Raw genomic sequence first — 10,733 nt, forward strand, 5'->3', positions numbered from 1 at the left:
AAGACCTCTTCCGGCGTGGAAAAACGCGTCATCAGGTATTCAAAGGAGCGGGCGTTGCGGAAGGCAAACTTCAGCCGGCGCGCGATCAGGCTCTTGGCGATGCCGGGCGGGCCGAGCAGGAATACGCTTTCGCCGCTCAGCGCCGCCAGCAGGCACAGACGGATTGCCTCTTGCCGCTCATAAAGACCGCTCTCCAGCGCGCTGCTGAGGCGGGAAATTCGTTCTGCCAGAAGGGATGATGGCGTCATATAATTGTCGCATTGTCCGAGAGTTAGCCAATCTTGGTCGATAATCCGATGATAAACCACCATTATTTTTAGTGGTATAGCCTGTTGATTAGTAATATTTTTCTAAGTTAAGCCGGATATTCGGTTCACATTTTGTTTATTTTTCGGCTCTGATATAAGGGTAGGCAAGCGGTATAAATGGTGCATACTGTGCGGCTTTCTGGTGGGCGTGACGGATCTTTGAGCCCGTATTTTGCCTGATGCGGATGCATCGCTAACGGATGTTCTGATAAAGAAACGAATTATGAGCGCAGAGCATAAGCAGTCCTTATCGGCGGTAACCTTGGCTGCCATCGGCGTGGTCTACGGTGATATCGGCACCAGCCCTCTCTATACGTTGAGAGAGTGTTTCTCCGGCCATTACGGCTTCGATGTTCGTCCAGACGTGGTTTTCGGCTTCCTGTCGCTGATTTTCTGGATGTTGATCGTGATCGTTTCCCTCAAATATCTCACCTACGTGATGCGCGCGGACAACGCCGGCGAGGGCGGCATTCTGACGCTGATGTCGCTGGCCGGGCGCAATACCTCGGCGCGCACCACTGCGGTGTTGGTGATACTGGGCCTGATCGGCGGCAGCTTCTTCTATGGCGAGGTGGTGATCACCCCGGCGATCTCGGTGATGTCGGCGATAGAGGGGTTGGAAATCGCCGCGCCTGCGCTTGACGCCTATATCGTGCCGCTCTCCATTCTGGTGCTGACGCTGCTGTTCGTTATCCAAAAGCACGGCACCGGCAGCGTCGGCAAGCTGTTCGCCCCGGTAATGCTGCTGTGGTTCATCGTGTTGGCGGTGCTGGGCGCGCGCAGCATCATTTCGAACCCGGAAGTGCTGCAGGCGCTGAACCCCAAATGGGCGCTCAACTTCTTTATGGAATATAAGAAGGTGTCGTTCTTCGCGCTGGGGGCGGTGGTGCTGTCGATCACTGGCGTCGAGGCGCTGTATGCTGATATGGGGCACTTCGGCAAGTTCCCGATCCGCCTGGCCTGGTTCACCGTGGTGCTGCCTTCGCTGGTGCTCAACTACTTCGGCCAGGGGGCGCTGCTGCTGAAAAATCCTGAGGCGATCAAAAACCCTTTCTTCCTGTTGGCGCCTGATTGGGCGCTGATCCCGCTGCTGATTCTGGCGACCCTGGCGACGGTGATCGCTTCGCAGGCGGTGATTTCCGGCGTCTTCTCGCTGACTCGCCAGGCGGTGCGCCTGGGCTATCTGTCGCCGATGCGCATCATTCACACTTCGGAAATGGAATCCGGCCAGATCTACATTCCGGTGATCAACTGGACGCTGTACATCTCGGTGGTGCTGGTGATCATCGGCTTCGAGCACTCCAGCAACCTGGCGGCGGCGTACGGCATCGCGGTCACCGGCACCATGGTGTTGACCAGCATTCTGGTCACCTCGGTGGCGATCAATAACTGGCACTGGAATCGCTTCCTGGCGATCGGCATCGTGACCATCTTGCTGATCATCGACGTGCCGATGTTTTCCGCCAACGCCCTGAAGCTGTTCTCCGGCGGCTGGCTGCCGCTGACCTTGGCGCTGGTGATGTTCATCATTATGACCACCTGGAAGAGCGAGCGCTTCCGCCTGCTGCGCCGCCTGCATGAGCACGGCAACTCGCTGGAGGCGATGATCGCCTCGCTGGAGAAATCGCCGCCGGTGCGGGTGCCGGGTACCGCGGTGTTCTTGTCGCGCGCCACCAACGTCATTCCTTTTGCGCTGCTGCACAACCTGAAGCACAACAAGGTGCTGCACGAGCGTGTGGTGCTGCTGACGCTGCGCACCGAGGATGCGCCTTACGTGCACAACGTGCGCCGGGTAACCATCGAGCAGCTGTCGCCGACCTTCTGGCGGGTGGTGGCCAGCTACGGCTGGCGTGAAACGCCGAACGTCGAGGAAGTGTTCCACCGCTGCGGGCTGGAAGGGTTGCCGTGCCGCATGTCGGAGACGTCGTTCTTCATGTCCCATGAATCGCTGATCCTCACCAAGCGGCCATGGTACCTCTACCTGCGCGGCAAACTGTTCGTCGCTCTGAGCCGCAATGCGCTGCGCGCGCCGGATCAGTTCGAAATTCCGCCGAACCGGGTCATCGAACTCGGCACGCAGGTCGAGATCTAATCCGCCTGACAGGGGCTCAGCATGGCTGAGCCCCTTTTGTTTGCGCTTTGTCCGTGTGCGAACGAAACGTTTCGATAACGATCACACTTCTGCATTGTCCCGGTTGCCTTCCCCTGCCGTTTTTTTAAACTCCCCCAAAGAGCGAAACGTTTCGCTAGCGGAGTGAGAAGATGAAAAAAGGCGTATTACTGAATTCCGACGTGTCTGCCGTGATTGCCCGGCTGGGGCATACCGACCAGCTCACTCTGTGCGACGCGGGCCTGCCGATACCGGCGGAAACGCAGCGCATCGATCTGGCGCTGACGCAGGGCGTGCCGACCTTCATGCAGGTGTTCGCGGCGGTCACGCAAGAGATGCAGGTAGAAAGCGCCATTCTGGCAGAAGAGATTGTGAAACAGAATCCGTCGCTCCACGAGGCGCTGCTGGCGGAACTGACCGCACTGGGCCAACGCCAGGGTAACACCATCAGCGTGCGCTATATCAGCCATCAGGCGTTTAAAGCGCAAACCGAGCACAGCCGGGCGGTGATTCGCAGCGGGGAGTGTTCGCCTTACGCGAACGTGATCCTGTGCGCCGGCGTAACTTTCTGAGGCGCGTATGCAACCTTTACTGCAACTGAAAGGGATTGATAAAGCCTTTCCCGGCGTGAAGGCGCTTTCTGGCGCCGCCCTCAGCGTCTATCCCGGCAAGGTGATGGCGCTGGTGGGGGAAAACGGCGCCGGGAAGTCCACCATGATGAAAGTGCTGACCGGCATCTACCAGAAAGACGCCGGCAGTCAGTATTTTCTCGGTAAAGAGGTGGTATTCAACGGGCCCAAGGATTCGCAGGAAGCGGGCATCGGCATTATCCATCAGGAGCTGAACCTGATCCCGCAACTGACGATTGCGGAAAACATCTTCCTCGGCCGCGAGTTCGTCAACCGTTTCGGCCGCATTGACTGGAAGCGCATGTACGCCGAGGCCGATCGCTTGCTGGCGCGCCTCAACCTGCGCTACAGCAGCCATCGGCTGGTGGGCGAGCTGTCGATCGGCGATCAGCAGATGGTGGAGATCGCCAAGGTGCTGAGCTTCGAATCGAAAGTGATCATCATGGACGAACCGACCGATGCGCTGACCGACACCGAAACCGCCTCGCTGTTCAAGGTGATCAACGAGCTGAAGGCCGAAGGGCGCGGCATCGTGTATATCTCGCACCGCCTGAAAGAGATTTTTGAAATCTGCGACGACGTGACGGTATTTCGCGACGGGCAGTTTATCGCCGAGCGGCCGGTGAGCGAGCTGCAGGAAGATTCGCTGATTGAGATGATGGTCGGCCGCAAGCTGGAAGAACAATACCCGCGCCTTGATTTGCCGCGCGGGGAAAAGCGGCTGGACGTCAGCCACCTTTCCGGCCCCGGCGTTGAAGACGTCAGCTTTACGCTGTATCGCGGCGAGATCCTCGGCGTGGCCGGGCTGATGGGCGCCGGGCGCACCGAATTGATGAAGATCCTGTATGGCGCCGCGCCGCGCAAGGCCGGTACCGTCAGCCTGGACGGCCGCGAGGTGGTCACCCATTCGCCGCAGGATGGGTTGGCGAACGGCATTGTCTATATCTCGGAAGACCGCAAGCGCGACGGCCTGGTGCTGGGCATGTCGGTGAAGGAAAACATGTCGCTGACCGCGCTGCGCTACTTCAGCCGCGCCGACGGCAGCCTGAAGCAGGCCGACGAGCGGCAGGCGGTGGGGGACTTCATCCGCCTGTTCAATATCAAAACGCCGTCGATGGAGCAGCCGATCGGTCTGCTTTCCGGCGGCAATCAGCAGAAAGTGGCGATCGCCCGCGGCCTGATGACCCGGCCGAAGGTGCTGATCCTCGATGAGCCGACGCGCGGCGTCGACGTCGGCGCCAAAAAAGAGATCTATCAGTTAATCAACCAGTTCAAACAGGAAGGGCTGAGCATCATTCTGGTGTCTTCGGAAATGCCGGAGGTGATGGGCATGAGCGATCGCATTCTGGTGATGCACGAAGGGCATCTCAGCGGCGAGTTCCCGATTGAACAGGCCACCCAGGAAGCGTTGATGGCGGCAGCCGTCGGCAAGCAATACGGCGTAAAGCAGGAGTAATCAGATATGAGTTCCCAGACTATCGCAGCTAAGCGCTGGTTCAGTAAAGAGTGGCTGTTAGAGCAGAAATCGTTGATTGCGCTGCTGGTGCTGATCGCCGTGGTCTCTTCCATGAGCCCGAACTTCTTCACCCTGAACAACCTGTTCAATATTTTGCAGCAGACCTCGGTGAACGCCATCATGGCGGTGGGGATGACGCTGGTGATCCTCACGTCCGGCATCGATCTGTCGGTGGGATCGCTACTGGCGCTGACCGGCGCGGTAGCGGCGTCGATCGTCGGCTTTGAGGTCAACGCGCTGGTGGCGGTGGCGGCGGCACTGGCGCTGGGCGCCGCGGTTGGCGCCTGCACCGGAGTGATCGTCGCCAAAGGCAAAGTGCAGGCCTTTATCGCCACGCTGGTGATGATGCTGTTGCTGCGCGGCGTCACCATGGTGTACACCAACGGTAGCCCGATCAACACCGGTTTCACCGATGTGGCCGACACCTTCGGCTGGTTCGGCATCGGCCGTCCGCTGGGCGTGCCTACGCCGATCTGGATCATGGCGATCGTGTTCATCGCCGCCTGGTATATGCTGCACCATACGCGCCTGGGCCGCTATATTTATGCCCTGGGCGGCAACGAAGCGGCGACCCGTCTGTCCGGCATCAGCGTCGATAAAGTGAAGATTATCGTCTACTCGCTGTGCGGCCTGCTGGCGGCGTTGGCTGGGGTAATCGAAGTGGCGCGCCTGTCGTCGGCGCAGCCAACCGCCGGCACCGGCTATGAGCTGGACGCCATCGCCGCCGTGGTGCTGGGCGGCACCAGCCTGGCCGGCGGCAAGGGGCGCATCGTCGGCACGCTGATCGGGGCGCTGATCCTCGGCTTCCTGAACAACGGCCTGAATTTATTGGGTGTTTCTTCCTACTACCAAATGATCGTGAAGGCAGTGGTGATACTGCTGGCGGTTCTGGTAGATAACAAAAGCAACAAGTAACCTCCCCCTACAGGAATCACGATGATGAAAATGAAAAAACTGGCAACCTTAGCCTCCGCCATCGCGCTGAGCGCCACCCTGAGCGCCAATGCCATGGCCAAAGACACCATCGCGCTGGTGGTGTCCACCCTCAACAACCCGTTTTTCGTTTCGATGAAGGATGGTGCGCAGCAAGAGGCCAACAAGTTGGGCTACAACCTGGTGGTGTTGGATTCCCAGAACAACCCGGCGAAAGAGCTGGCCAACGTGCAGGATCTGATGGTGCGGGCGCCCAAGCTGCTGTTGATCAACCCGACCGACTCCGACGCGGTGGGCAACGCCATCAAGATGGCCAACCAGGCTAAGATCCCGGTCATCACGCTGGACCGCGTGGCGAGCAAGGGCGACGTGGTGAGCCACATCGCTTCGGATAACCGCGTGGGCGGCAAAATGGCCGGCGACTTCATCGCCAAGAAAGCGGGCGCCGATGCCAAGGTGATTCAGCTGGAAGGCATTGCCGGCACCTCCGCCGCGCGTGAACGCGGCGAAGGCTTCAAACAGTCGCTGGATCAGAATAAATTCAAACTGTTGGCCAGCCAGCCGGCCGATTTCGATCGCACCAAGGGTCTGAACGTGATGCAGAACCTGCTGACCGCTCACCCGGATGTGCAGGCGGTATTTGCCCAGAACGATGAAATGGCGTTGGGCGCGCTGCGTGCGCTGCAAACCGCCGGTAAAACCGACGTGATCGTGGTAGGCTTCGACGGCACCGCTGACGGCGTGAAAGCGGTCGAAGGCGGCAAGCTGGCGGCGACGGTGGCGCAGCGCCCCGATCAGATCGGCGTGATCGGTGTGGAAACCGCCGATAAGGTGCTGAAAGGCGAAAAAGTGCCGGCGACCATCCCGGTGGATTTGAAGCTGGTCACTCAGTAAGTCATACCAGCGCCATCGGAACGGGGCGTTTACGATGGCGCGCAATTCAGGAATCAATGCGATGGAAACAGGTAAGCTGGTGGTTCTTGGCAGCATCAATGCCGACCATATCCTCAATATTGAACAGTTCCCCCACCCGGGCGAAACGGTGATCGGGAAACAGTATAAGGTGGCGTTTGGCGGCAAGGGCGCGAATCAGGCGGTGGCGGCCGGGCGCAGCGGGGCGGAGATCGCCTTTATCGCCTGCGTAGGCGCCGATGATATCGGTGAGCGTATCCGCCGGCAGCTGGCGAGCGATCGCATTGATACTCAACCGATTGAAGCCATCGCCGACAGCACCACCGGCGTGGCGCTGATCTTCGTCAACGCCGAAGGCGAGAACGTGATCGGCATTGATGCCGGCGCCAACGCCGCGGTGACGCCGGATTACCTGGCGCGCTACCAACAAAAAGTGATCTACGCCGATGCCCTGCTGATGCAACTGGAGTCGCCGCTGGAGACGGTGATCGCCGCCGCCCGCCTGGCGAAGCAACATCAAACGCAGGTGATCCTCAACCCGGCCCCGGCGCGCGAGCTGCCGGACGAGCTGCTGGCCATGATCGATATCATCACTCCGAATGAAACCGAAGCCCAGCGCCTGACCGGCATCGCCGTGGACAACGACGACGATGCGGCGCGTGCGGCGCAGGCGCTGCACGACAAGGGCATCGCGACGGTGATCATTACCCTCGGTAGCCGCGGCGTGTGGCTGAGCGAAAACGGCAACGGCAAACGGGTGCCCGGCTTCAAGGTGCAAGCGGTGGATACCATCGCCGCCGGCGATACCTTTAACGGTGCGCTGGTGACCGCCCTGTTGGAAGGCAAGGTCATGGCCGACGCGGTGCGTTTCGCCCATGCGGCGGCGGCGATCGCCGTGACCCGCCCTGGCGCGCAGCCTTCGGTGCCGTGGCGTGAAGAGATCGACGCCTTCTTGCAGCAGCAGGGGTGATCCTTTGGCCACCATGAAAGATGTCGCCCGCCTGGCGGGCGTTTCAACTTCTACCGTTTCGCATGTGGTCAACAACAATCGCTTTGTCAGCGACAGCGTGCGCGACAAGGTCATGGCGGCCGTGGAACAGCTGAACTATGCGCCTTCCGCGCTGGCGCGCAGCCTGAAGCTCAATCAGACGCGCACCATCGGCATGCTGGTGACCGCCAGCAACAACCCGTTTTATGCCGAAGTGGTGCGCGGCGTGGAGCGCAGCTGCTATGAACGCGGCTACAGTTTAATTCTGTGCAATACCGAAGAAGACGCCGCGCGCATGAACCGCAGCATGGAGACGCTGCTGCAAAAGCGCGTCGACGGTTTGCTGTTGATGTGCACCGAAAACCACCGGCCATCGCAAGATGCCCTGAGCCGCTACCCGTCATTGCCGATCGTGATGATGGACTGGGCGCCGTTCGAGGGCGCCAACGACATTATTCAGGATAACTCGCTGCTGGGCGGCGAGATGGCGACCGATCATCTGATCGCCCGCGGCTACCGCAAGATCGCCTGCATCGCCGGTCCGCAGGATAAAACCACCGCCCGTCACCGACTGGAAGGCTATCGCAACGCGATGCGTCGCGCCGGATTGCCGGTTCCGCCAGGGTATGAAGTGCATTGCGACTTTGAGTTTGAGGGCGGGGTAAACGCCATGCGCCAACTGCTGGCGCTGGACGAGCCGCCGCATGCGGTGTTCGCCGGCAACGACGCGGTGGCGGTAGGCGTTTATCAGGCGCTGTATCAGGCCGGGCTTTCCGTGCCGCAGGATATGGCGGTGATGGGTTACGATGACATTGAGCTGGCGCGTTATCTGGCGCCACCGCTGAGCACCATTCACCAACCGAAGGATTCGCTGGGCGAATTGGCGATCGATGCGCTGATCAACCGCCTGCAGAACCCGGAGCGCGCCCCCCAGGTGCTGGTGCTGACGCCCGAGCTGGTGGAACGCGCCTCGGTGGGGCGCCGTTAACTGGCCGCCTTCGCTTCTTTTTTGCTTTCCTGGCCGCTGATCAAATTGCGGCCATCTTTCCTTCTCAGCAACATAAACACCAGCGCCGACGCCACGGTGACGATCCCCATGGTGATAAAGGTGTAATGGAAGTGGTCGATCATGGTGCCTAACGACAGGGATTCGTAAAAACGCAGCACCGCCGCGCTGATCGCCACGCCGAAGCTGATGGACAGCTGTTGGGTGACCGCCAGGACGCTGTTGCCGGCGCTGGCGTTGGCGTCGTTCAAATCCGCCAGGCTGATGGTGTTCATGGCGGTGAACTGGGTGGACATCGCCATGCCCAGCACGAACAGCGGCAGGATCATCAGCCACAGCGGCATGCCCGGGCTTTGCAGGGCGAACTGGGCGATCAGCACCCCGATGATAACGGTGATGCCGACCAGCGTTTTACGGTAGCCGAACCAGCGCAGTACCTGAGTGACGGTGGATTTCGCCATCAGCGAGCCGATGGCGGTTGGCGCCATCATGCAACCGGCGACGATCGCCGTGTAGCCGAATCCCACCTGCAGCATGAGCGGCATTAAAAACGGCACGCAGCCGGTGCCCAGTCTGGAGGCGACGTTGCCGGCGATGCCGACCGAGAAGGTGCGGGTTTTGAACAGGTCGAGACCGATCAGTGGCTGAGGATGGCGGCGTGCGTGCGCGATGTAGCCGAACAGCATTACGAAGCCGCTGAGCAGAATGCCCAGCGAAACGTAGCTGGCCAGCACCCGCTCGCCAAACAGCTCCAGCCCGGTGGAGATCAGCACCAGACTCAGGCCGAACAGCATAAAGCCAAGGAAATCGAAGCGGCGTTTGGGCGTGGTGAAGTCCGGCATGTATTTGCGTGCATAGAAGATGCCGAGCAGACCGATAGGGATATTGATCAGGAAAATCCAGTGCCAGGTGGCGTAGGTTACCAGCCAGCCGCCCAGCAGCGGCCCCAGAATCGGCCCGACCAGGCCGGGCATGGTGACGAAGTTCAGCACCGGCAGCAGTTCGCTGCGCGGGTAGGCGCGCAGCAGCGCCAAGCGCGCGACCGGCATCATCATCGCGCCGCCGATGCCCTGCAGCACGCGAGAGGCGACCAGCGCGCTCAACGTAGGAGACAAGGCGCACAGCAGCGAACCGAGGGTGAATAACGTGACGGCGAAGATGAATACCCGTCGAGTGCCGAAGCGATCCGCCAGCCAGCCGCTGACCGGGATCAGCATTGCCACCGTCAGCGTGTAGCTGATGACGGCCGATTGCATCGCCAGCGGCGAACGCCCCAGGCTTTGGGCGATCGCCGGCAGCGCGGTGTTGAGGATAGTGGCGTCCAGCGCCTGCATAAAGAACGCCATTGCGGCGATCCACGGTAGTCCTGCCATACTGCGCGCGGATTGGGTCATGGTCGGTCCTGGTTAAATGGTCGTCTGTCCCTCGTCTCTTTCTTCTATATATAAGCGGGGAGCGTGTCTAGTCTTTCTCTTTCAGCAGTACCTGGCAGGCGACGAGGGCGCCTGCGCTGTCTCCGGCGAGTATCGCATCGACGATAGCCTGATGATGGCGCAGCTTGATCACTTCATTGCCGGTGATGGCGCGGAAGTAGCTTTGGTACACCGAACTGAACAGGTTGGCGAACGAGGTCAGGAACGGGTTGCCGCTGGCCTCGTAGATGAGCTGGTGGAATTGGGTATCGACCTGGATCCAACGCTCGCGATCAAACTGGGTATGCAGCGCGCGCATTTCCGCCATCAGCCCCGCCAGCAACTTGGTTTGCTGCGGGCTGGCGTGGTTTGCCGCCAACGCGCAGGCCTGCGGCTCCAGCGAGGTGCGCAAGATAAGGAAGTGTTGCATCACCTGATCGAAGTTTTCCCGCGTCATCCACCATGTCAGTAAATCTTGATCGAGGAAATTCCATTGGCTTTGCGGCATCACGCGGGTGCCAATGCGTGGGCGCGGCAATAACATGCCTTTGGCGGCTAACATCTTCACCGCTTCGCGCACCGCGGTACGGCTGACGCCGAATTGCTCGCCCAGTTCCATTTCACCAGGCAGGATGCTGCCGGCCTGATAATCGCCTGCCAGAATTTGTTGGCCGAGTTTTTCTGCAAGCAGATAAGAAAGATTGCGTTGGGCGGCCTGTTGTTGTGCATTTAACGGCATGGCTGCGGATCCTTACTGACATCGTTATTTCTATTTTACTCCAGTGATCGCCAGCTTTTATGGCTGTTTGCCTGAAAAAGTGACATAAATTCGCCGCTTTTTCGCCCTTTTGTTGAAAAAAAACGCGCTTGAAAAGTTTTTTGCATTTAGGGGTTGCGGCCCGCCGAGAACTCCCTATAA

The 10,733-nt window shown here is 60.0% G+C and carries 10 protein-coding genes; 7 read left to right on the forward strand and 3 right to left on the reverse strand.

Annotation, left to right across the window (positions count from 1 at the left end):
- The coding region (locus tag ADK28_RS01640) for an AAA family ATPase (RefSeq protein ID WP_048794707.1) at positions 1–248 on the reverse strand (248 nt) is incomplete at its 3' end.
- Positions 249–531: 283 nt separating this feature from the next.
- Between ADK28_RS01640 and kup the strand changes: the two genes are divergently transcribed.
- From kup to rbsR, 7 genes are all read left to right on the forward strand, one after another.
- A complete protein-coding gene (gene kup / locus ADK28_RS01645) occupies positions 532–2,400 on the forward strand; it encodes a low affinity potassium transporter Kup (protein ID WP_015379467.1) in 1,869 nt (622 codons plus the stop codon).
- Between the two features lie 170 nt (positions 2,401–2,570).
- The gene (gene rbsD, locus ADK28_RS01650) at positions 2,571–2,990 is read left to right on the forward strand and encodes a D-ribose pyranase (protein WP_016929625.1); all 420 of its coding nucleotides are present in this window, start codon (positions 2,571–2,573) and stop codon (positions 2,988–2,990) included.
- 7 nt (positions 2,991–2,997) lie between these two features.
- Positions 2,998–4,503 (forward strand): ribose ABC transporter ATP-binding protein RbsA, encoded by a 1,506-nt coding sequence (gene rbsA, locus ADK28_RS01655; protein WP_016929626.1) that lies wholly within the window; start codon positions 2,998–3,000, stop codon positions 4,501–4,503.
- A 6-nt stretch (positions 4,504–4,509) separates the two neighbouring features.
- Positions 4,510–5,478 (forward strand): ribose ABC transporter permease, encoded by a 969-nt coding sequence (gene rbsC, locus ADK28_RS01660; protein ID WP_004933766.1) that lies wholly within the window; start codon positions 4,510–4,512, stop codon positions 5,476–5,478.
- 24 nt (positions 5,479–5,502) lie between these two features.
- Positions 5,503–6,390 (forward strand): ribose ABC transporter substrate-binding protein RbsB, encoded by an 888-nt coding sequence (gene rbsB / locus ADK28_RS01665; protein WP_025304729.1) that lies wholly within the window; start codon positions 5,503–5,505, stop codon positions 6,388–6,390.
- Positions 6,391–6,451: 61 nt separating this feature from the next.
- Positions 6,452–7,378 carry a ribokinase gene (gene rbsK, locus ADK28_RS01670; RefSeq protein WP_048794708.1) on the forward strand — a complete coding sequence of 309 codons (927 nt, stop codon included), beginning with the start codon at positions 6,452–6,454 and terminating at the stop codon, positions 7,376–7,378.
- Positions 7,379–7,382: 4 nt separating this feature from the next.
- Positions 7,383–8,384, forward strand: a complete 1,002-nt coding sequence (rbsR, locus tag ADK28_RS01675; RefSeq protein WP_025160301.1) for a ribose operon transcriptional repressor RbsR — start codon at positions 7,383–7,385, stop codon at positions 8,382–8,384.
- On the opposite strand, the gene mdtD is transcribed toward rbsR, so the two are convergent.
- Together mdtD and ADK28_RS01685 are read right to left on the reverse strand one after the other, a co-directional pair.
- Positions 8,381–9,796, reverse strand: coding sequence for a multidrug transporter subunit MdtD (gene mdtD, locus ADK28_RS01680; protein ID WP_025160302.1), 1,416 nt, complete (start codon positions 9,794–9,796; stop codon positions 8,381–8,383). The two genes, rbsR and mdtD, sit on opposite strands and share 4 nt — an antisense overlap.
- Before the next feature lie 67 nt (positions 9,797–9,863).
- Positions 9,864–10,553 (reverse strand): FadR/GntR family transcriptional regulator, encoded by a 690-nt coding sequence (locus ADK28_RS01685; protein WP_004933751.1) that lies wholly within the window; start codon positions 10,551–10,553, stop codon positions 9,864–9,866.
- Positions 10,554–10,733: the final 180 nt, after the last annotated feature.

The organism is Serratia sp. 506_PEND, from assembly GCF_001076875.1.
Taxonomy (GTDB): Bacteria; Pseudomonadota; Gammaproteobacteria; order Enterobacterales; family Enterobacteriaceae; genus Serratia; species Serratia marcescens.